Annotated in this window: 20 protein-coding genes; 8 read left to right on the top strand and 12 right to left on the bottom strand. The window is 67.1% G+C overall.

The genetic code is table 11. The features are described 5' to 3' along the window. On the bottom strand, nucleotides 1-584 hold a 584-nt coding region (locus QZ994_RS10725), incomplete at its 3' end, for a CYTH domain-containing protein (protein ID WP_290871425.1). A gap of 87 nt (nucleotides 585-671) precedes the next feature. On the opposite strand from QZ994_RS10725, the gene QZ994_RS10720 reads away from it, so the two are divergent. Both QZ994_RS10720 and QZ994_RS10715 read left to right on the top strand, forming a co-directional pair. Continuing rightward, nucleotides 672-872 carry a DUF3460 family protein gene (locus QZ994_RS10720; RefSeq protein ID WP_290871424.1) on the top strand — a complete coding sequence of 67 codons (201 nt, stop codon included), beginning with the start codon at nucleotides 672-674 and terminating at the stop codon, nucleotides 870-872. A gap of 34 nt (nucleotides 873-906) precedes the next feature. Beyond that, complete coding sequence (locus QZ994_RS10715; RefSeq protein ID WP_290871426.1) at nucleotides 907-1,713, top strand: ScpA family protein; 807 nt, start codon at nucleotides 907-909, stop codon at nucleotides 1,711-1,713. 28 nt (nucleotides 1,714-1,741) lie between these two features. On the opposite strand, the gene QZ994_RS10710 is transcribed toward QZ994_RS10715, so the two are convergent. Beyond that, nucleotides 1,742-2,131 (bottom strand): hypothetical protein, encoded by a 390-nt coding sequence (locus tag QZ994_RS10710; RefSeq protein ID WP_290871423.1) that lies wholly within the window; start codon nucleotides 2,129-2,131, stop codon nucleotides 1,742-1,744. Nucleotides 2,132-2,346: 215 nt separating this feature from the next. On the opposite strand from QZ994_RS10710, the gene QZ994_RS10705 reads away from it, so the two are divergent. The 5 genes from QZ994_RS10705 to panC all read left to right on the top strand — a co-directional run bounded on the left by QZ994_RS10705 (nucleotide 2,347) and on the right by panC (nucleotide 5,748). Then, nucleotides 2,347-2,844, top strand: coding sequence for a DUF3106 domain-containing protein (locus QZ994_RS10705; protein ID WP_290871422.1), 498 nt, complete (start codon nucleotides 2,347-2,349; stop codon nucleotides 2,842-2,844). A gap of 75 nt (nucleotides 2,845-2,919) precedes the next feature. Beyond that, a complete protein-coding gene (locus QZ994_RS10700) occupies nucleotides 2,920-3,546 on the top strand; it encodes a sigma-70 family RNA polymerase sigma factor (RefSeq protein WP_290871421.1) in 627 nt (208 codons plus the stop codon). Then, on the top strand, nucleotides 3,543-3,908 hold the full coding sequence (locus tag QZ994_RS10695) for a hypothetical protein (protein ID WP_290871420.1): 366 nt from the start codon (nucleotides 3,543-3,545) through the stop codon (nucleotides 3,906-3,908). The genes QZ994_RS10700 and QZ994_RS10695 overlap by 4 nt, the downstream gene beginning before the upstream one ends. Before the next feature lie 97 nt (nucleotides 3,909-4,005). Further along, a complete protein-coding gene (gene panB, locus QZ994_RS10690; RefSeq protein ID WP_290871419.1) occupies nucleotides 4,006-4,830 on the top strand; it encodes a 3-methyl-2-oxobutanoate hydroxymethyltransferase in 825 nt (274 codons plus the stop codon). A gap of 42 nt (nucleotides 4,831-4,872) precedes the next feature. Further along, nucleotides 4,873-5,748 (top strand): pantoate--beta-alanine ligase, encoded by an 876-nt coding sequence (gene panC / locus QZ994_RS10685; RefSeq protein ID WP_290871418.1) that lies wholly within the window; start codon nucleotides 4,873-4,875, stop codon nucleotides 5,746-5,748. A gap of 13 nt (nucleotides 5,749-5,761) precedes the next feature. On the opposite strand, the gene QZ994_RS10680 is transcribed toward panC, so the two are convergent. From QZ994_RS10680 to QZ994_RS10650, 7 genes are all read right to left on the bottom strand, one after another. Then, entirely contained in the window at nucleotides 5,762-7,984 is a 2,223-nt protein-coding gene (locus QZ994_RS10680; RefSeq protein WP_290871417.1) for an ATP-dependent DNA helicase, read from the bottom strand. 102 nt (nucleotides 7,985-8,086) lie between these two features. Continuing rightward, entirely contained in the window at nucleotides 8,087-10,882 is a 2,796-nt protein-coding gene (locus QZ994_RS10675) for a zinc-dependent metalloprotease (protein WP_290871416.1), read from the bottom strand. Between the two features lie 107 nt (nucleotides 10,883-10,989). Then, entirely contained in the window at nucleotides 10,990-13,149 is a 2,160-nt protein-coding gene (locus QZ994_RS10670; protein ID WP_290871415.1) for a TRAP transporter large permease subunit, read from the bottom strand. A gap of 107 nt (nucleotides 13,150-13,256) precedes the next feature. After that, nucleotides 13,257-14,309: a putative solute-binding protein gene (locus tag QZ994_RS10665; RefSeq protein ID WP_290871414.1), complete on the bottom strand. Its 1,053-nt coding sequence runs from the start codon at nucleotides 14,307-14,309 to the stop codon at nucleotides 13,257-13,259. A gap of 208 nt (nucleotides 14,310-14,517) precedes the next feature. Then, complete coding sequence (locus tag QZ994_RS10660) at nucleotides 14,518-15,540, bottom strand: hypothetical protein (protein ID WP_290871413.1); 1,023 nt, start codon at nucleotides 15,538-15,540, stop codon at nucleotides 14,518-14,520. Between the two features lie 191 nt (nucleotides 15,541-15,731). Beyond that, entirely contained in the window at nucleotides 15,732-17,396 is a 1,665-nt protein-coding gene (ettA, locus tag QZ994_RS10655; protein ID WP_290871412.1) for an energy-dependent translational throttle protein EttA, read from the bottom strand. Between the two features lie 136 nt (nucleotides 17,397-17,532). Continuing rightward, complete coding sequence (locus tag QZ994_RS10650) at nucleotides 17,533-18,996, bottom strand: glycosyltransferase family 2 protein (protein ID WP_290871411.1); 1,464 nt, start codon at nucleotides 18,994-18,996, stop codon at nucleotides 17,533-17,535. A 106-nt stretch (nucleotides 18,997-19,102) separates the two neighbouring features. Between QZ994_RS10650 and QZ994_RS10645 the strand changes: the two genes are divergently transcribed. Further along, a complete protein-coding gene (locus QZ994_RS10645) occupies nucleotides 19,103-19,666 on the top strand; it encodes a cytochrome b/b6 domain-containing protein (RefSeq protein WP_290871410.1) in 564 nt (187 codons plus the stop codon). A gap of 9 nt (nucleotides 19,667-19,675) precedes the next feature. Here QZ994_RS10645 and QZ994_RS10640 read toward each other — a convergent pair whose 3' ends face one another. The 3 genes from QZ994_RS10640 to QZ994_RS10630 all read right to left on the bottom strand — a co-directional run. Then, on the bottom strand, nucleotides 19,676-19,870 hold the full coding sequence (locus tag QZ994_RS10640; RefSeq protein ID WP_290871409.1) for a hypothetical protein: 195 nt from the start codon (nucleotides 19,868-19,870) through the stop codon (nucleotides 19,676-19,678). 267 nt (nucleotides 19,871-20,137) lie between these two features. Next, nucleotides 20,138-20,599 (bottom strand): histone, encoded by a 462-nt coding sequence (locus tag QZ994_RS10635; RefSeq protein ID WP_290871408.1) that lies wholly within the window; start codon nucleotides 20,597-20,599, stop codon nucleotides 20,138-20,140. Nucleotides 20,600-20,758: 159 nt separating this feature from the next. After that, nucleotides 20,759-21,573, bottom strand: an 815-nt coding sequence (locus QZ994_RS10630) for a ribonucleotide-diphosphate reductase subunit beta (protein WP_290871407.1), incomplete at its 5' end; no start/stop codon positions are given.

Genomic DNA, 21,573 nt, shown 5'->3' with positions numbered 1-21,573 from the left:
GCCTCGATCACGGCCAGCGGGTGGCCTTCGACCAGTTCGATCTCGAGCTCCTGCACCGGGTTGCGCAGCGCGCCAGCCGCGATCTCGCCCAGGTCGAGCGCCAGTTCCACCAGGCCCAGGAAACGGCCGTCGGCGGTGTGCACGGCCTGCTGGGCGCGCAGGCGGCGCATGTCGGTGCGGTAGAGCTGGACCAGGCCGGTGTGGGCCCCGGCCGGGTCGGTGTCGGGCTGCCAGCCCAGGTCGCGCACCAGCGCGGCCCGGGCCTCTCCGGTGTGGCGGGCCAGGTCGGGCGCGATGGGCGTGCCGGGTGTCGGCGCGGGCAGAGGCTGGTTGTCTTCCAGCCGGCTCAAGGCGTGGGGGCCGGCTGCCTTCAGTGTTTGCACCCAGTCGTCGTCTTCGCGGCGCACCCGCAGGGCGGCGCGGGCGCGGGCCAGCTTGCGGTCGTGGGTGTCGAAGTAGGCCGCCTGGAGGATCTGCTCGCCAAGCGGTCCACTTTGCTGCGACCTGGCCACGTCCAGCACATGGGCTCGCACGGCGCCCAGGGCCCCGACGGGGATCTGGAATTTGAGTTCAATTTCCTGCATGCAGAGATTGTCGTGCGGCGATCGGCTGCATCCTTGATTCAGACCGATAAAATGCCGGTTTGATCCGATTGCCAACCTGGACCCCCCATGCCGCTTTTCTGGAAACCTTACAAGTCTGACGCGACCCAGTTCATCGACAGCCTCAAGCAGCGTGACCCCCAGCTGGAAGCCCGCCAGCGCGAGGGCCGTGGCCTGCTGTGGGACAAGGCCATTGACCGCCAGGCCCAGCGCGAACAGGCCGAAGCCCGCGTGGCCCAAAAGCCCTACGTCTACCAGACCAAGGCCTGATCTGCCGAGCGAGATCCCCCCGCCCTTGGCCGAGATGCCGGGGCTGACCGAGGTCGTTGACCACGTGGCCGTGGCGCGCCTGTATGGCGAGCCGCTGTTCGCCATGCCCACCGACCTCTACATCCCGCCGGATGCGCTCGAGGTCTTCCTGGAGACCTTCCAGGGCCCGTTGGACCTGCTGCTCTACCTGATCCGCAAGCAGAACTTCAACATCCTCGACATCCCGCTGGCCGACGTGACGCGCCAGTATTTGGCCTACGTCGACCAGATCCGCAAGCGCAACCTCGAACTCGCGTCCGACTACCTTCTGATGGCGGCGATGCTCATCGAGATCAAGTCGCGCATGCTGCTGCCGCCCAAGCCCACCCCCGAGGGCGAGGAGCCGGAAGACCCCCGCGCCGAACTGGTCCGCCGCCTGATCGAGTACGAGCAGATGAAGCTGGCCGGTGCCGGCCTGGAGCGCCTGCCCGTGCTGGGCCGCGATTTCATGCGGGTGCAGGTCCATTCCGACCCGTCGCTGGTGGTGCTCCAGCCCGAGGTGACCCTGGCCGACCTGCGCGAGGCCTGGATGGACATCCTCCAGCGTGCCCGCCTCAACACCCACCACACCATCAGCCGCGAAGAGCTCTCGGTGCGCGAGCACATGAGCATTGTCTTGCGCACCCTGCAGGGCAAGCGCTTCGTCGAGTTCCAGGACCTGTTCGACACCACCCGGGGCACGCCTGTGCTGGTGGTGACCTTCATTGCCATGCTGGAGCTGGGCAAGGAAGGCCTGCTGGAGATCACCCAGGCCGAGGCCTTCGCGCCCATTTACGTTCGCCTGAGCTACCAGCCGACCTGAGCGGCCGGTGCCGCGGGCTGATCCGGGATCAGGGGCGGGTCTGGGCGTCGTGCTTGGCGTGGAAGATGCGACGGCTGGCGTGGTCCTGTTTCTTTTCCAGCCTGAGGGCCTCACCGCGGGTGAGCTGACCGTCGGCCTGCGCGCGTGTTTCGGCGCGTTCCACCCCCGCCTGGCGGCGTTCCATGCGGCGGGCCTCGGCCCGGGTCAGCGAGCCATTGGCCACGCCCTGGTCGATGCGCTGTTCCTGGCGGGCCTGGCGCTGGTCCACACGCTGTTCGACGCGCTGCGCGGCCTTGTCCGACAGGGGCGTGGCGGGGCCGCCCTGGGGGGCGCTGGCCTGGGCCAAGGCGCCCTGGCTGAGTGCGATCAGGCCCGTGGCGATCAAGGCCAGGGCAGGGCGGATGGTGGGGTTGCGCATGGTGGACATGTCCTCTGTGATGGGGCCCGAAGGCTGTTGGGGGAGGGGCGACGCCGGGATGGCGCTGTGCCTTGCCTTTTGAACCTGGCGGGATACGCTCGGCTTACGGGGTGGTCGACATGCCCGATCGTTTTGATCGGGTTTGCAGCCTCGACCGTAAGAGGTCCCACGCTCACGCGTTCCAGAGTCATGTTGTGGGACCATCGGGTGTGAACATGCGCGCAGAAACGACGAGACAAGGCCAGCAGGGGAAGCGCTTCCCCTGGCGGCTGTGGATGCTGTTGGGGCTGGCGAGCCTGGGCCTGGCGAGCCAGGATGTGGCCCAGGCGGCCAGCGCGGGCGCCATTCCCGTGCCCGATCCCCTGGCCTGGTCCCAGTTGAGTCCGGCCGAGCAGGAGGCCCGGCAGGCCGATCTGCGCGCCCGGCTCAAGCAGGCCAGTCCCGAAGAGAGGGCGGCCTTTCGGCAGGCCATGCGGGCAAGGCTGGAAAGCCTGAGTCCCGATCAGCGTCAGGCCCTGCAACAGGGCGTGCGCGCGCAATGGCAGAAGAAGACGCCCGCAGAGCGCGAGGCCCTGATCCAGGCCCACCGTGCCCAGCTGGCCGAGATGAGCCCCGAGGAGCGCCAGGAACGCCGGGCCCAGCGCCGCGCCATGCTGGAAAAGCTCAGCCCCGAAGAACGCGCGGCCCTGCGCGAAAAACTCAAGGCAAGGTGAGATGACGGACCCGTACCGTGGCCGGATGGCCCAGGTGGCGAACTCGCCTGCCGGGCGAGCGGAAAGGGCGATGCCGTGGACGCGGTGAGCCGCCTCGGTCGCTGGCTGGCGCTCAGGCCGCGCACGGCCGAGCCCCCGCCCGGGCCGCCCGAAACCCCGGACTGGCAACGCTGGCGTCGCGCCTGTGCGGGTTGCGAGCACAGTGCCCGTGAGCTGGTTCGCGAACTGGCGCCCCAGGCCCAGGGGCTGGCCATGCAGATGTTGCGCCGCCGGGAAGACGCACAGGATGTGGTCCAGGAGGCCTTCATCCGCCTGTGGCAAAGCCAACCCGCCGACACCCGCTCCGCCCGCCTGAGCACCTATTTCCACACCATCGTGCTCAACCGTTGCCGCAGCCTGCTGCGCAGCCGCCAGGCCGAGGTGACCGACGATGGCGACATTGGCGCCCTGGCCGACGGGGCGCCGTTGCTCTGGGGAGGCGACGCGCCGCCGCCCGACGACCCCGTGCGCGGCCATGCCCTGCAAGCCGCCCTGGCTGCCCTGCCCAATCGCCACCGCATGGCCCTGGTGATGTGGGCCTATGCCGACGCCTCCGTGCCCGACATCGCCCGTTTTCTCGACATCGACGCCAACGCGGCCCACCAACTGCTGCACCGAGCCAAGGCCGGTCTGCGCCAACGCCTGGAAAGGGGCGCCCCATGAGCCACACCCCACCGTCTGACACGTCCACGTCCGCGCTCCCGCCCGAGGCGCCGTACGACGCACGGCTGAAACAGAGCCTGGCCCAGGCCTTGGCCAGGCAGGCTCCGGGTGTGGACCTCGACATGGAGGCCCGCATCATGGCCCACTGGCGGGCCGGGCCCGGGCGCCAGCCGTATCAGCCAGACGGCGCCGTGCAGGCGCTGGACCTGGGCTGGCGGGTGCGATGGCGGCCCATGCTCGGCGCCTCGCTGGTGGCCGTGGCGCTGGGTCTGGCCTGGTGGGCCCATCGGGGCGACGCCGCAGCCGACGACGACCTCAGCCAGCCCGATGTGCTGTCCCTGATCTCTGCCGGAGAGCTGTGAACCGACGGCGCGGCGCGGCCCCCTCTGGCCTGGTCGCAACAGGCCTAGAATCGCGCCACCTTCCTTGTTGGCGCCCTGCGCCAAGGACCACCAGACCATGAGCACCCCTGCTGAAACCGGCCGCAAACCCGTGACCCTGCACCGCCTGCGCGAGATGCACGCCCAAGGCGAAAAGGTCACCATGCTGACCGCCTACGACGCCACCTTCGCTCGCCTGGTCGACGATGCCGGCGTCGACACCATCCTGGTGGGCGACTCCCTGGGCATGCTGGTGCAAGGCCATGGCAGCACTGTGCCGGTGTCGCTCGACGACATGGTCTACCACACGCGTTGCGTGGCCCGCGGCAACCGCACGGCCTGGGTCATTGGCGACCTGCCTTTTGGCAGCTACCAGGAAAACCGCGAACAGGCCCTGCGTGCCAGCGTCGCCCTCATGCAGGCCGGTGCGCAGATGGTCAAGCTCGAAGGCGGTGGATGGACGGCCGAGACCGTGCACTTCCTCACCGAACGCGGCATCCCCGTGTGCGCCCACCTGGGGCTGACCCCGCAGAGCGTGCACGCCCTGGGCGGCTACCGCATCCAGGGGCGCGACGAGGCTGGTGCGGCCACGCTGCGCAAGCACGCCACCGAGCTGGCCCAGGCCGGCTCGGCCATGATGGTGCTGGAGCTGATGCCCTCGGCCGTGGCCGCGCAGGTCCAGGCCGACAACCCCGGCATGATCACCATCGGCATTGGCGCAGGCTCGGGCACCGCCGGCCAGGTGCTGGTGCTGCACGACATGCTGCACGTGACCCGTGGCAAGCTGCCCCGCTTCGTGCGCAACTTCATGGCCGAAGGCGGCTCGGTGGAAGACGCCGTGCGCCGCTACGTGGCCGCCGTCAAGGACGGCAGCTTCCCCGACGAAGCCCTGCACGCCTACTGAAACACCGCCCGCCGTCGCCCGCAGTCACCCACCGAGTTCCCCATGAAGCTGCTCCACACCATTGCCGAGCTGCGCGCCGCCACCGCCGCCGCGCCCGCTGCCCCCATCTTCGTGCCCACCATGGGCAACCTGCATGAAGGTCACCTGGCCCTGATCCGCCAGGCCCGTGCGTTGTCGGGCGACAGCGGCAGCCCCGTGGTCGCCAGCATCTTCGTCAACCGCCTGCAGTTCGGCCCCAACGAAGACTTCGACACCTACCCGCGCACCCTGCAGCGTGACGCCGAGCTGCTGCAGGCTGCCGGTTGCGACGTCCTCTTTGCGCCCTCCGAGGCCGAGCTCTACCCCGAGCCCCAGGGCTACAAGGTGGTGCCGCCCACCGAACTGGCCGACATCCTCGAAGGTGCCTTCCGCCCCGGTTTCTTCACCGGCGTGAGCACCGTGGTGCACAAGCTGTTCAACCTGGTTCAGCCGCGCGCAGCCGTCTTCGGCAAGAAGGACTACCAGCAGCTCATGGTCATCCGCAACATGGTGCGCCAGATGGGCCTGCCCATCGAGATCGTGGGCGGCGAGACCCTGCGCGCCGACGATGGCCTGGCCCTCTCGTCGCGCAACGGCTACCTCAGCACCGATGAGCGTGCCGAGGCCGTGCAGCTCAGTGCCGCCCTGCGCGCGGTGCGCGAAGGTGCGCTGGCCGGTCGTGCTGCGGGCGCGCTGAACGTGGCCCGTGTGGCCGAACTGGAAGCCCAGGCCATGGCCACCCTGAGCCAACGTGGCTGGGCGCCCGATTACGTGCTGCTGCGCCGCCAGCGCGACCTGTTGCCCGCCACCGAGGCCGAACTGTCCGGGGCCGAGCCCCTGGTCGTTCTGGCCGCGGCCAAGTTGGGCAAGACACGCCTGATCGACAACACCGAGGTCTGAGCCGGGCGTTGGCTCACAGCGTTTCCAGGAAGGCGATCACCTCGCCGGGCACGCGCGTGCGCTTCATGGGTGGCAGGCTCTGCCAGATGCGCTTGCCATAGGGCTTGTCGATCAGGCGGGTGTCGCAGATCATGAGCACGCCGCGGTCGGTTTCCGAGCGGATGAGGCGGCCAGCGCCCTGCTTGAGCGCGATGATGGCCTGTGGCACCTGGTGCGACATGAACGGGTTGCCGCCCTGTTTCTGCAGCAGCTCCAGCCGCTTGGCCAGCACCGGGTCATCGGGGGGCGCAAAGGGCAGCTTGTCGATCACCACAAGGGTGAGCGCATCGCCCTTGACGTCGATGCCTTCCCAGAAGCTGTGGCTGCCCACCAGCACGGCGTTGCCCGCACGGCGGAAGTCTTCCAGCAGGGTGGGGCGGGGCGCTTCGCCCTGTTGCAGCACTGGGAACGGGTCGCCCTGTTCGGCGAAGATGGCTTTCAGGCGCTCGGCGGCCTTGGCCACGGCACGCAGGCTGGTGCACAGCACGAAGGCGCGGCCGCGGTTGGCGCGGATCAGGGGCATGGCGGCGTCGACCACGGCATCGGTGTGCCCCGGGTCGGAGGGCTGGGGGATGCCCTGCGGCACGTACAGCATGGCCTGGGCCGGGTAGTCGTAAGGGCTGGACCAGGACTGGCAGTGCGCATCTTCCAGGCCCAGGGCCTCGGTGAAGTGGCGGAAGTCGTTCTTCACGGCCAGGGTGGCCGAGGTGAAGATCCAGGCCCGGCGTGGCACGTGGGGTGCAGTGCGAGCCGGTTCGGTTGCCGAACCGGCCGTGGCCTCGTCGTGGGCCCCGGCCATCAGGGCCTGCAGGTCGTTCTCATCCGCCTCATCGGTGGTGGCCGCCGGACCTGCGTCCGGGCGACCCTGTCCCCCCAGTTGAAAGGCCGCGGCCATGTCGGCCACATCGGCGTTGAGCACGGCTTCGCGCCGGGCCTGGCTGGCCTCGTCGTCGTCCTGGGTGTCGTCCTGGGGGGCGCTGTGGAGGTCATCCTCCGGCTCATCGGGCCCCGGGGCACCCAGCCCCAGGCGCTGGCGCCGGAACACATCGGCCACCGAGATGGGCGTGCGGTGCAGCTGCACCCCATGCGTGCCCACGTCGACCCAGCACAGTTCGGGCTGGTCGCCGCGCTCGGGTGCACCCCAGGCGGCCAGGCGCTGCACCAGGCTGTCGGCGCGGCGGTGCAGCTGACCCAGCTCGGGGGTGCGGTCTGCCTGGGCTTCCAGCACCTCGCGCACGGTGAACAGCGCCTCGCGCAGGTTGTCGAGGCCGGCAAACAGCGGGTGGTCTTCGCCGAGTTGCTGCTGCGAGGCGCGCTGCATCTGCGGGCCGAAACACAGGCGCAGGTCGCGGGTGCAGCGGTCCAGCGGGGCCAGCACGTCGTTCCAGTTGGCGGCATCGCGGGCCTGAGACTGGCCGGTGGCCAGGCAATCGCGCAGCAGATCGAGCAGTTGCGCCGTCGAGACCGCATCCCCGAAGAACAGGGTGGCGGTGTCAGGCAGTTGGTGCGCTTCGTCGAAGACGATGGTCTGGGCGTTGGGCAGCAGCTCGGGCACGCCTTCTTCGCGCAGCATCAGGTCGGCAAAAAAGAGGTGGTGGTTGACCACGACCACGTCGGCGTCCTGGGCCTCGCGCCGGGCCTTGATGACGAAGCAGTCGTTGTAGCGGCCGCAGTCGCTGCCCAGGCAGTTCTCACGGGTGCTGGTGACGCGCGCCCAGATGCTGGCGTGCTCGGGCACCTGCTGGCATTCGGCCTTGTCGCCCGTGGGGCTGAGGTGGATGAAGCGGTTGACGATGCCCAGGTCGCGCACCTCCTGGCGGCTGCCCAGCAGGCTGGCGTCCTGGTTGGCGCGCTCGAGGTGGTACCAGCACAGGTAGTTGCTGCGCCCCTTGAGCAGGGCGACCTTGATGGGCACGCCCAGGGCATCGCGCACGGCGGGCAGGTCGCGGTGGAAGAGCTGGTCCTGCAGGGCCTTGGTGCCGGTGGAGACGATGACCTTGCCGCCTTCGAGCAGCGCGGGCACGAGGTAGGCCGCGGTCTTGCCCACACCTGTGCCGGCTTCCAGCACCACGGTGCTGGCCTCGCGGATGGCGGTCTGGATGGCCTGGGCCATCTCGATCTGCTCGGTGCGCTCGCAATAGCCCTCGAAGGCGCGGGCGAGGGGGCCGGAGGCGGAAAACAGCGTGGGCAGGTCCATGGTCGTGGCGGTGTCTGAGCCGCCATTGTCGCCGGGCTGGCGCGGGGCTGCCGTCGCCACGAAGGGTGGCCCCGTGGAGGGACGCCCTGGCCGCCCCGTCGCTCAGGGGGCGGCGCGCACCACGGTGGCCGCCAGGGCAGTACGCAGGGTGTCGATACAGTCGCGGCGGTGGGCGGCGGCGGTGCTCGGGTCACCACGGCCGGATTGGGCCTGCAGGCGCTGCAGCAGCGTCTGCGCTTCCTGCCGCACGATGGCGCGCACATCGGCTCGGCCACCGGCCCGCACCACGGCCACCGCCAGGCGGTTGACGTGCTCGCGCTGCAGGTTGCGGGCGGCGGGTTCGAAGCCTGGTTTCACCGGCTCGGCCCAGACCGCCTCGCGCACACGCCGGTGCAGCTCGCGCACGGTGAGCGGGCGTGTCTCGCGGTCGCGGGTCTTGTCGGCGTTGTCGAGCAGGCGCTCCGCCAGGGGCTCGGCCATCAGGCTGCCCAGCACCTCGCGCTGGATGGCCAGCTGTTGCTCGGCCAGCGAAAAATCGGTGGCCGCGCCCGTCGCATCGGTGGCCTCCTGGCGATCGAGGTAATCGGGCGCCAGGCGACGCAGCAGGCTGGGTGGCAGGGCCACGGCGTCGGGCGACAGGAAGGCCTGGCTCAAGAGGCCCAGCGCCGCCCGTTGCTGGCTGGCCGGCAGCGGGTCCAGCAGGTCCTGGCCGCTGCCCAGGGCGTCGCGCCGCGTGACGATGCCGCCGACCTGGCGCAGCAAGATCTGGCTGGTGCGACCAAACTCGCGCAAGCCGTAGCTCACGGCACGGCGCAGGATGGCGGGCTCGTCCTGCGGCCCCAGGGTTCGCGTGGCCTGCTTGTGCCACAGGTCCTGCACGATGGCCAGGCGCTGGCGCGCAAACACCACCGGGTCACGGCCCAGGTCGAAGGTCAGGGCCTGGGGGTCAAGACCCAAAAAATTGTCCTCGTCGGTGCCGTAGGCCAGGGCTTCGCGTTGGTCGGGTTCGGCGCTGCGTGCCGCGATGGCCTGCAGGGTGGCCGTCGCCTGGGCCTTGTCGGCAGGCAGCGGTGTGTACCCGTAGGCGATGGCCCAGAAGTCGTAGGGGCCCAGGGTGGTCTGGAAGGGCGCGGCCACGGGCTGGCCGGGTGCGGGCAGGTTGATGGGCGCATAGTCCATCACCGAGGCGCTGTTGCCCTGTGTCTTGCCCAGCATCGGATGTGCCAGCTCTTCGGCCGTGCGCCAGCGCGAGGCGCGGAAGTTGTGTCGCAGGCCCAGGGTGTGGCCAACCTCGTGCATGGTCGTGTCCTTCAGGTAGGCCAGCACGAAGTCGCGCACCTCTGGGCTGTCCGGGTCGACCACGCCCTTGGATTCGAGCACCGAGAGCGCCAGGCCCAGCTGTTCGGCGGCGCCGGCACCGTGCTCGCAGGCCTCTTCCTGGGCGGACCCGTGCAGAGGTGGCTCGGCGTTGGGGGCGCCCACGTACTGGCTGCGCACGGCCCGGATGGCGCGCGAGGAGAGGCTCTCCAGTGCAATGTGGGCGTCCAGGATCTCGCCGGTGCGTGGGTCGACATGCACCGGACCGATGGCGCCGAAGGCCGGTTGTGCATTGGTCATCCAGCGGATGGCCGCGTGACCGGTCTCCAGCGTGTCGAAGGGCTTGTCGGTGGGCGCCACGCGGGCCTCGATGGCCCCTTTGAACCCGATGGCCTCAAAGGCCTGGTTCCAGGCCAGGATGCCTTCGGTGACGGTGGCCCGGTAGGCCTCGGGGATGCTGGGATCCAGCCAGTAGACGATGGGCTTCACGGGCGGCGAGAGCGCCGCGCTCGGGTCCTTCTTTTCCAGCCGCCAGCGGTTGATGAAGCGCTGGCGCGGTGTGCGAGCCAGGTCGTTGCTGAAGTCCACCACCGTGCTGCTGAAATAGCCCACGCGGGCATCTGCCGGGCGCGTGGGCATGGGCTGGGCGGGCAGGGCGCTCAGCGTGTAATGCACATTGACGAAGAGGCTGCGCGGATCGGGCACGCTCAGGGGCACGGTGGAGCCCGGCAGGCCAGGCGTGGTGCCACCCGCCGAAATGCCAGCCGTGGCGAAGTGCTGCGAGACCTCGAAGACCAGTGTGTTGGCATCGCTGCGCGCCTGCGTGAGCAGGGTGTTGCGGCCGTCCAGCGCATAGCTCTGGCGGTAGCTGCGCTGCAGGGTCTGCGCCATGCCGAGCAGGTCTGTCAGCACCAGCGGGTTGGCCTCGATCAGCACGGCGCCACTTTGCGGGTGGGGGGCACTGGCCACGGGCACGCTGCCCAGAAGGCTGGGCGAGAACGCCGTGGCCACCGCACGGGCCTGGGGCGTGCCGGGCTGGGCCGTGTAGGCCGCGTTCACCGCCACTAGTTGCACCAACTGCTGCACCTTGCGGAACTCCACCCATTGCGGACGGCCCACCTGGGCCCAGCGGCTCTGCATCAGACCGCCGAACACCCCTGCCTCGCCGATGCCGGAGGCCAGCTTGGGCGACAGGAAAAGCGGCTTGCCCAAAGCCTGCGGGCTCAGCTCGATCCAGACCTTGTCCTGGCGCTTCCAGATCGGCAGCAGGCCATCCTGCCGTTCCGCCCCTTTGATCACCTGCTCGAAGGCCGGCTGGTTGCCTGCCCCTGGTGGGGTGGTGGGCGAGGAGGAAGTCGGCGCGCCAGAAGAAGGAGGAGACGCGGTGGGCGCTGAGACAGACGTTGAGCCCGGAGGCGTGGCTGCCTTGCCGGTCACCGGCTGCACCGGCTGCGTCGAGCAGGCGGTGAGCCAGAGCAGCAGGGCCGGCAGCGCACAGGCCAGGGAGCCGGAAGGTCTCGTCCACATCGTGGCGCCATGGGCCCGCATCGCGGGGGCTGTGCGGTGATCGGCTGGGGTCATGCGGGCACGATACCACCGCCCCCATGCCCAGCAAGCCATGAAAAAACCGGCCGCTGCACAAGGCAGACGGCCGGTTCGTCGCGGCGGAAGCCCGAGGGCTTCTGGCGTCATTGCGAAGCGTGGGGCAGCCAGTCCTTCATGAAGGCCAGTTGCGGGAAGTCGTGCACGGCCAGCGGCAGGTAGGCCACCACGGCCAGGCCAATGGACATCACCACCAGCGGCAGGATCCAGCGCTCGTAGCGGCGGTAGAAGCCCAGGTGCCGCACCTCGTTGTCGGCCGTGGTCACCTCTTCTTCGCCAATCACCTGACGCGTCAGCAACTGGTTGATGGCCACAGGCGGCAGCAGGTAACCCAGCTCGAAAGCCACCAGCACCATCATCCAGAAGTGCAGCGGGTCGATGTTGTTGGCGTAGGCAATCGGGGCCAGCGTGCCCGAGACCAGCACCACGGCGCCGAAGGGGTCCATGATCATGCCCAGCACCACCTTGGTCACGACGAGGAAGGTCATCGCGGTCCAGTGGTTCTCGAAGACCTTGGGGAAGAAGCCCATCACCTCCGAGCGCTCGATCACCCCCCCCATGGCCAGCGACAGCGTCATCAGGCTCAACAGCGCACCGATGTGGCCGATGGTCTCGTTGGTCGCATAACGGATCGACTTCTCGACCCCATCCTGACGGTGGCTGGCATAGTCCGGCGTCAGTTCGGCCTTGCCCTTGTTGGTCAGCTTGTCGAACACCAGGATGATCAGCAGGATCACCGGCATGATCGTGGGCGCCGTGATTTCGTTCAGCTTGGTGTCGAGCGCGAACTCGTAGGTCGCGACCACGGCAGCGACCAGTGCGGCGTAAGGCAGCAAGGGCACGATCTGGCGCAGCGTGGCCGGGATGGCGGTGGACGGCGATGCGATGTTGGCACGCTGGGTGCGCAGCATCTGCGAGGCCAGGAAGAACAGGGTCGAGGTCAGCAGGAAGACGTAGAAGCCCCAGTGGTACAGGCCATTGGTGGTCACTTCCTTGTTCAGGGCCGCGATCAGCACCACCAGCAGGCAGGGCCGCAGCACCACGCCCAGCGAACCCGACATGGCCGTGGCGGCCAGGGCGAACTGGCGCGAACCACCCGAGGCGCGCACCTCGTGGTAAACGATGCCGCCTGCCGCGATCACGAACACGCCCGAGGCCCCGGTGTAGGCCGTCGCCACCGCCGCACCCAACAGGATGATGTAGGTCAGCAACTGGGGCGACAGGCTCCAGGGGCGCAGCGTGTTCATCAGCATGTCGATGATGCGGCTCTGCTTGAGCAGCATGCCCGACCAGATGAACAGGCCCAGGTTCATGAAGATGCTGGGCAGCTCCATCAGCTGGTTGATGTAGATGGCCAGACCGGCGTGGTGGCCATTGAGCAGGAAGTACACACCCGACACCGTGGCCATCTGTGCATACAGCGGGATCGAGAGCAAGGCCCCTGTCCAGTTGCCCTCACCATGGGGCGAGGTCACCGGCTTGATCACGCGCTTCACGTTGATCAGCAGCAGGATGGCGAACAGGGCCATCCAGATGTAGTGAAGCAGCGCGTGCTCCACCGCCACGCCCGAGCCCTGCAGGATCTGGTAGTAACGCACCGACGAAAACAGCAGCAGCGCACTGGAGATCACCTGTGAAACCGACTGCGCCAGGTAGTCCTTCGTGTAATGGCCGGGACGGATGCCGATATGGTGGAAGCCCAGGGTCGTGGTCACGGCCGCGATCGACACCATCAGCAGCAGGATCAGCGAGCGGTTGTCCGTGCCCAGCTGGAACAGGCCAAAGAAGCTGGTCTCGATCGTGCGGTAGGCCTTCACCTGCGGCGTCTGGTGCTGCACCACCTTGTTGTAGAGGTCGTGCTTGGCCTTGCAGATCGCGATCGACTGTTCCAGCGACTTGCGCACCACAGCCGGGTCGGCGGCCTTGTCCTCGCCAAACAGGCCATCGATGTCGTCGGCGGCCTTGCTGTCTGCGGCCGGTGCAGCCGATTGACGGCGCACCTCGGTCTCGATGTCGACGTTGGGATCGCACTCGGGCTTGCTGGGCTCGGCACGCAGCATGAAGTACTGCACCTGGGCGGGCGGATCGCCAAACAGCGACTCGCCGAACTTGAGCAGTTGCCCGTGCACCATCTCGCCCGTGCCGATGATCAGCGTGAGCAAGAGGAGCACGAACACGGGGAGGCTGGAGAACCATTCAAGCACGGTTCGTCCCAGCAGCTGGCGGGAAGGAGAAGAGGTGGTCATGGGCGATGGTCGGGACGGCACCGTGTGGTGCGCCCCATGTTCGGTCAGGTCGGATCCCCTCCGGCAGAGGGGCGGAGCTCAGCGCAAACGGTCGAATGAGACCGTGGTCACTTCCACTCTTCTTCGGACTTGGTGGTGCACTCGGGGTCGCTCGGGTTCACCTTGCAGCGCACACGCTTGATGACCTTCAGGCCACGCTTGTCGTACAGGCCCTTCTGCGCAATGTCGATGCGCGATTCCCGCAGCATCAGCGTGTACTTGTAGGAGTTCTCGGGTGTCAGGTCCATCCAGGTGGCCGGCGGGATGCTGGCATCCGCCTGCTTGATCAGCTGCAACGAACGATCGAACTGCGTCGACCAGTACTCGCGCGAGATCTGCCCGAAGCCTTCCGGGAACTTGGTCTTGTTCAGCACCACCTGGTAGGTCAGGATCAGGATGGGGAAACGGGCGATGCCGCCGTTCTTGCCGATGCCCTTGTAGAGTTCAAGCGGCTTGTAGGCCATGGAAGGCGCGGCCACCATGTCGACCGAGCCGTTGTTGAACTTGGTGGAGAAGTTGGTGATGTCTGCCGAGATGGGCTGCGCGCCGATGCGCTGGATCATCACGGCCTGGGCCTTGTCGTAGTCGAAAGAGGCGATGCGCTTGCCGGCCAGGGCCTCCACCGTGTTGATCTTGCGGTCGTTCACGACAGGGTAGGCCGCTCCCAGCGGGGTGATGCCGCCGATTTCGTAGTTGCCGTCGACCATCAGCTTGCCGGCAGCCGGGTCGGCGTAGGTCTGGATCAGCTTGCGCACCACGTCGTAGCTGCCCGGCATGTCGATCTTGCCGTCGCGCACGATGGTGGTCGCGCCCAGGGTGTCGATGGAGCCGGCCACGGCGTTGAACTGGCGGGTGCGAAAGGCGGTGGCGATCACGCCGTCGCACTGTCCGGTGCGGAAGTCTTCGGTGGCCACGCGCTCGTCGGTGTAACCCTTGAGTTCCAGGGTGCCGCCGTGCTTCTGCATGGCCACCACATAGTCCTTGGCCATGTTGAACAGGTCGCCCGATGTGCCCAGCAGGTCGTACACACAGATCTTCTGTGCGGCCTGCGCCGATGTGACAGCGCCCCAAGCCAACAGCGCGGCTGCCACAGCCTTGCCAGCGTGATGATCCAACTTCATGAAACCTGCTCCTCGGTACCCAAAAAAGCCGAAGACCCTGCGTTGGCCTGGCCCTCGGCTTCGTCGTTCATTGACGCCTGAATCTGACTACGCGTGTGATTCAAACAACCGTTTTGTAACTATATCTGGGTATGTGTTTCTCGGGGTTGCCTGAGGGGCACGCATGCGGGGGAAGGGAATTCCCTAGAGAATCAGACCCCGTTCAACGTCACTTGAGGAAGCTGCCGGCATCGATGTCTTCGGCCTTGTCATCCCAGAATTTCCCCAGGCCGCTGATGGGCGTGCGGGCACCGGTGTTGGCGGTCCAGAGGCGGTCGGAGATGTTGACCAGTTGTGCCTGGGCGATGGCGTCGATCAGGCGGTAGTCCGGGTTCACGGTGAAGTTCTTGACGCCACTGAAGCGCCTGATGGCCTCACGCACACCGGCCTTGTCGTCGGCCGACTGGGCCGAAACGGCGGCCAGCACATGGGCCAGGCGCACACCCTTGGCCTCACCCAGGGTCATGGACTTCTCGAAGGTGCCCTTGACGTCCTTGCCCTCTGCGCCGCCAGGAATGATGCTCCAGACCACGGCGCGGGTGGCCTCGGGCACGCCCCACCACTTGGTGTTGTTCAGGCAGGCCATGGCCTTCTCGGCCAGCGGGGCGGTGTCGGTCGGCACACCGGCCACCTGCTGGGCGGCGATGTCGTTCTGCATGGCCTGCAGACCGGCCACGCTGCCGAGCAGGTAGACGAGTTCGTCGAAGTCGCGCTTGAACTTCGGGCAGGTCTCGCCGTACTTGAAGAAGTACTTCTGCTCCAGCTTGGTCTTCATGCGGTTGAAGGCCGTGTACTGGCGCTGGGCGGCCACGGCCAGCAGACGCTTCTGGCTGATGCGGGCGTCCTGGGCCTCGTCGGCCTGTTTGGCGCGCGCGGCGCGCAGGTAGCGCATTTCTTCGGCAATGGCCTGGTTTTCAGAGCAGACACCGGCCGAGGACAGCATCACCGTCTCCATCAGAGAGGGGTCGCCGTAGAAATTGCGCGCGGCACCCACCAGCGGTGCGTTGACCATCGAGAAGGAGCAGGCCATCTCGACGTCGGTGACTTGCAGCACCGGCGGCGTGAAGCCTTCTTCGAGGATGTTGAGCGTCACCCCGCTGACGTTGGACTCGATCAGCGCGCACCCGCCCATGGTGAGGGCCGACAAGGCCAGCGCAGAGGTGGTCAGCAGGCGGGTAAACCGGTTGGTCATCGAAGGGTCTCCAGTGGTGGGTGCCGGGGGCGATGGCACCCCGACAGATCCGCCAAATTCTAGACCTCACCCCCTGAGCGATCCCTGCGCGTTTCCTAGGGATAGCCCCCGAAAGCAGGCAGATCGCGCAAAAAGAAAGCCCGTTGTTGACGGGCTTTCTTCCTTGAACTGCGCGGGTGCGCCGAGGGTCTTCAGCGAATCGGCTTGAAGCGCACGCGCTTCGGACGCGCACCTTCTTCACCCAGGCGCTTCTTCTTGTCGGCTTCGTACTCCTGGTAGTTGCCGTCGAAGAAGAACCACTGCGAGTCGCCTTCGCATGCCAGGATGTGCGTGCAGATGCGGTCGAGGAACCAGCGGTCGTGGGAGATGATCATGGCGCTGCCTGCAAACTCCAGCAGGGCGTCTTCCAGGGCACGCAGGGTTTCGACGTCCAGGTCGTTGGACGGTTCGTCGAGCATCAGCACGTTGCCGCCCTGGGCCAGGGTCTTGGCCAGGTGCAGGCGACCGCGTTCACCGCCGGAGAGGTTGCCCACCAGCTTTTGCTGGTCGTTGCCCTTGAAGTTGAAACGGCCCAGGTAGGCACGCGACGGCATCACGAACTTGCCGACAATGATGTTGTCCAGGCCGCCGGAAACGTCCTGCCACACGGTGTTGTCGGCGGCCAGGCCCTCGCGGCTCTGGTCGACGAAAGCCAGCTGTGCGGTCTTGCCGATCACCACTTCGCCGCTGTCCGGCGTCTCGACGCCCTGGATCATGCGGAACAGGGTCGACTTGCCGGCGCCGTTGGGGCCGATGATGCCCACGATGGCGCCAGCGGGCACCTTGAAGCTCAGGTTGTCGATCAGGCAGCGGTCACCAAAGGACTTGGTGACGTTCTTGAACTCGATCACCTCATTGCCCAGGCGCTCGGCCACGGGGATGAAGATTTCGTTCGTTTCATTGCGCTTCTGGTATTCGACGTCGCTCAGCTCTTCGAAGCGGGCCAGACGCGCCTTCGACTTGGCCTGGCGGCCCTTGGCGTTCTTGCGCACCCATTCCAGCTCCTGCTTCAGGGCCTTGGCGCGGGCGTCTTCCGACTTCTGCTCGGCTTCCAGGCGCTTTTCCTTGGCGTCCAGCCAGTCGGAATAGTTGCCCTTGTAAGGGTGGCCGGCGCCGCGGTCGAGTTCGAGGATCCACTCGGCGGCGTTGTCCAGGAAGTAGCGGTCGTGGGTGATGGCCACCACGGTGCCCGAGAAGCGGCTGAGGAACTGCTCCAGCCAGTCCACCGATTCGGCGTCCAGGTGGTTGGTGGGTTCGTCGAGCAGCAGCATGTCCGGCTTGGACAGCAGCAGGCGGCACAGGGCCACACGGCGCTTTTCACCGCCGGAGAGGTTGCCGATCACGGCATCCCAGGGCGGCAGGCGCAGGGCGTCGGCGGCCAGTTCCAGCTGCAGGTCGGTGTTTTCCGAGCCGGCTGCGGCGATGATGGCTTCCAGCTCGCCCTGTTCGGCAGCCAGGGCATCGAAGTCGGCGTTTTCGTCGGCGTAGGCGGCGTACACCTCGTCAAGGCGCTTCTTGGCGGCCAGCACGCCACCGATGCCTTCTTCCACGGCCTCGCGCACGGTCTGCTCGGGTGTGATCTCGGGTTCCTGGGGCAGGTAGCCGATCTTGATGCCGGGCATGGGCACGGCTTCACCTTCGATGTCCTTGTCGACACCGGCCATGATCTTCAGGAAGGTCGATTTGCCTGAGCCGTTCACACCCAGCACGCCGATCTTGGCGCCGGGGAAGAAACTCAGGGTGACATCTTTGAGGATCTGCCGTTTCGGGGGAACGATCTTCCCCACGCGGTTCATCGTGAATACGTACTGGGCCATGGCTTGCTCGCTGAGCGAGAGTCTTTCGTCAAACCGCGTAGCTTAAGGCACAGCGGGTGGTTTGAGGGGGCCCGCCTCGGCCAGATCCGACCGAAATCCCCCAGGCCGGGGCAGTCCCGGCGCTTTGAGGGGGCGTTCAGGGGCGCTGTTCGTGGGCAGCGAGACCCAGGCGGGCCTGTTTGCCCCAGCTTGCGCGCCCGGTGAGCACCGACCACCATCCCCACGCCGCGCCCGTGTGGCGAAGCAGCTGGAAGGTGAAGGGCTCGGCCAGGGCGGCGCAGAAGGCCTCAAACAGGCTGGCACGACCGGTGTCGCCCACCCATCGCCGGTAGAGCTGTACCGACCACAGGTGGTAGGCCAGGTCGATCAGGATCTTCAGCCCGATGGCGCTGGCAGCTGGCAGCAGGAGGTGGTAGTGGCCGCTGGCCACGAAACCGAAGAGCAGGAAGAGGGCGGTGAGGCCATAAAGCGGTTGCAGCGTGTCCGCGGCCTTGACGGGCAGCATCAGGCGACCCAGCCAGCCGTAACGGGCGTCGCCGACCATGTCGCGGTACCAGTACTGCGTCTGCAGAAAGCCACCGAACCAGCGGCGCCGCTGACGCAGGAAGGCCATGACGTCGCTGGGCGCGTCGGTTCGGGCCTGGGCGTCGCCCAGCACGCGCACGCGCCAGTCCAGGCCTTGGGTGGCGGCGTGGCGGTGCAGGCGGTGGATGAGTTCGTAATCTTCTACCAGGCAGTCGGCATCGAAGCCGCCCACGGCCAGCACGGCGTCGCGGCGGAAGCAGGCGAAGGCGCCCGAGATGAGCAGCAGGCTGTCGAGGCGGCTCCATGCGTAGCGCGACAGGAAATTGCGGATGTACTCGTAGGTCTGGAACCACTGGAGCACGCGGCCGCTGGCGGTCTTGCTGCACACCGGTGTGATGACGCCGGTGGCGGCCACCAGTTCGGGTTCTGCCGAGAAGGCGCGCCGAACGGCGGCCACCGCCTGGGCGTCGAGCAGGGTGTCGCCATCGACGGTCATGACCGCCTCGGTGTGGATGCGCTGCAAGGCCGTGTTCATCGTGCGCGCCTTGCCGCCATGCGGCATGCGCAGCCAGTACAGGGTGGGATAAAGGGTGCTGGCCTCGCTCAGTTGCCCGAGTTCAGGCTGGCGCAGACCGTACTGGCCTTGCAGCAGGGCGGCCGTGCCGTCGATGGAGCCGTCGTCGGCGATGACGATCTGGTCGAGCGCGTCACGCTGCGTCAGCAGGGCTGAGAGCGTCAGGGGCAAGACGGCCGCTTCGTTGTGCGCGGCCACGATCACCCCGACCGAACGCCGCGGCCCGGTCGGGGTGTTCGCAGAGGTTGTGGTGGCGGTTGGCGGGCGCATCAGGCGGCGTGCGTGCCAGCCCACGAAGAGCAGCAGGGCCGTGTCGTAACAGACATAGGCGATGCCCACGCCCCAGGCAGCCACGCCGCCTTGCTGGAAGGCGGCCGCCAGCAACAGGGCCCACAACAGGAGCACGCCGCCGTGGATGGCGCGGCTGCGCCAGGGTGTGGACGGCAGGGTGTAGCGTGGCGAATTGCGGCGAAGCGCCTGAGAGAGGGGGGAGGTGGACACGTCAGACGGCACAATGGGGCTCAGGGAAAACACGATGGTGCACCATCCTGTTGGCCGGCCTCCGCTGGCGTCCTCCGAAACCTCTACTTTTCACAGGGAAATGTGTATGCAGATGTCAAGCCGGTACAGCCGCGTGGCGGTGGTCCTTCACTGGCTGATGGCCGTGTTGATGTTGGGCAACATCCTGCTCGCCTGGTCGATCGATCTCGTCCCTGAAGAACGCATCCGCCAGGTGATCGACACCCACAAATCGATCGGCATCACGGTGCTGGGCCTGCTGGTCCTGCGTGTGCTCTGGCGTCTGGGGCACAAGCCGCCGGCCTGGCCTGAAGGCTTCCTCACCTTGTGGGAGGGGCGCGTGGCCCACCTGGTTCACATCGGGCTGTATGCCCTGCTGTTTGCCTTGCCCTTCTCGGGCTGGTTGCATGACTCGGCCTGGAAGGCGGCCGACACGCACCCGATGACCCTGTTCGGGCTGGTGCCCTGGCCTCGCATCTCGGCCATCACCAGCCTGGAGCCGGTGCAGAAGGAGGCTCTGCACGACCTGTTTGGCGAGGCCCATGAGGCACTGGCCACGGTGTTTTACGTGCTGTTTGCGCTGCACCTGCTGGGTGCCCTCAAGCACCAGTTCATCGATGGCCGCAAGGGCCTGCAGCGCATGTGGTTCTGAGCGGACGGCTCAGCAGCCGCGCAGGCGACGCAGCAGGCTGTCGGCTTCTGTCTGAGCGTGGCGCTGGACGTTGTCATCTGTCATGCAGGCCAGTTCGATCAGCGACATCTTCAGGTTCATCAGGCCATCGCGCAGGTTGAACAGGGCGGCCTGCACTTCGGCGATCTGAGCGGGGGTGGGTTGGGCGCCGTGGTCTTGAGACATGGTGGTCTGCTCCGCGCCCCTGTGTGTACTGCTGGATGATGGCCTGCCGTCCCGGGGCTGTGGTGCGCAGGCCATGTGTCGCACTTTATCCAGCGGCACAAGGGGTGCCCAGCGCCTGATTGAGGGGGCCCCCCGCAGATCGGCGGGGCGGCTTTTCGCGGCGTGCAATGCCCTGATGTCGGCTGTGGTTCGGCCAAAAGAAAAGCCCGGCAAAGCCGGGCTTGGAAGGCAGCAGGCGCGATGGCCTGTGCATGCCTGAGGCGGGCCTCAGGGCTTGTTGCCGGTCGGGAAGGGCCATGCAGCCTGAGGGCTGAGGGTGGTCTTCGCGGCAGGTGCGGCCGGCTTCTTGGCAGCCGGCGCAGGCTTGGCTGCGGCCTTCTTGGCAGCGGCCTTTTTGGCCGCAGGCTTCTTGGCGGCCGGAGCGGCAGCGGCCTTCTTGGCAACCGGAGCAGCCTTCTTGGTGGCCACGGCCTTCTTGGCAGCCGGAGCAGCCTTCTTCGCGGGGGCGGCAGCCTTCTTTGCCGCGACCTTCTTGGCAGCGGGTGCAGCCTTCTTGGCGGCAACCTTCTTGACAGCCGGGGCCGCCTTCTTCACTGCGGCAGCCTTCTTGGCGGGCGCAGCGGCCTTCTTCACTGCCACGGCCTTCTTGGCGGCGGGTGCAGCTTTCTTCACAGCGGCCTTCTTGGCCGGGGCGGCTTTTTTAGCTGCCACTTTTTTCGCAGTTGCCATACGGATCTCCTTGATCAAGTTGCAAAGAGCACTGCACTGCAGCACGCAGCACAGCAATCCACCACCCAACGCCCCCTAGGATCTGAGCGCGGTGTGGTGAATGGGGTGGGCCGGGAGGTCATGTGCTGGGCTGTCCGAGTGCTCTTTGGTGCTCAGGGATCAATCCCAGGACAGGGCGCCGCCCGACTGGTATTCGATGACGCGGGTTTCGAAGAAGTTGCGTTCCTTCTTCAGGTCGATCATTTCCGACATCCAGGGGAAGGGGTTCTCTTCATTGGGGAAGAGCTCTTCCAGGCCGATCTGCGTGGCGCGGCGGTTCGCGATGTAGCGCAGGTAGCCCTTGAACATGGAGGCGTTCAGACCCAGCACGCCACGCGGCATGGTGTCTTCGGCATAGCGGTATTCGAGCTCGACCGCCTTGAGGAACAGGGCCTTGATCTCGGCCTTGAACTCGGGCGTCCACAGGTGCGGGTTCTCGAGCTTGAGTTGGTTGATCAGGTCGATGCCGAAGTTGCAGTGCATGGACTCGTCGCGCAGGATGTACTGGTACTGCTCGGCGGCACCGGTCATCTTGTTCTGACGGCCCAGGGCCAGGATCTGCGTGAAGCCGACGTAGAAGAACAGGCCTTCCATCAGGCAGGCGAAGACGATGAGCGACTTGAGCAGGCGCTGGTCGGTCTCGGGCGTGCCGGTGTGGAAGTTGGGGTCCATGATCGCCTCGATGAAGGGGATCAGGAACTCGTCCTTGTCGCGGATGGACTGGACTTCGTTGTAGGCGTTGAAGATCTCGGACTCGTCCAGACCCAGCGACTCCACGATGTACTGGTAGGCGTGGGTGTGGATGGCCTCTTCAAAGGCCTGGCGCAGCAGGAACTGGCGGCACTCGGGCGCCGTGATGTGGCGGTAGGTGCCCAGCACGATGTTGTTGGCGGCCAGCGAGTCGGCGGTCACGAAGAAGCCGAGGTTGCGCTTGA

It is taken from the genome of Aquabacterium sp. (assembly GCF_021768455.1).
GTDB lineage: Bacteria > Pseudomonadota > Gammaproteobacteria > Burkholderiales > Burkholderiaceae_C > Aquabacterium.
Note: the sequence above shows the minus strand (reverse complement) of the source record. Positions and strands in the feature narration are given on the sequence as shown.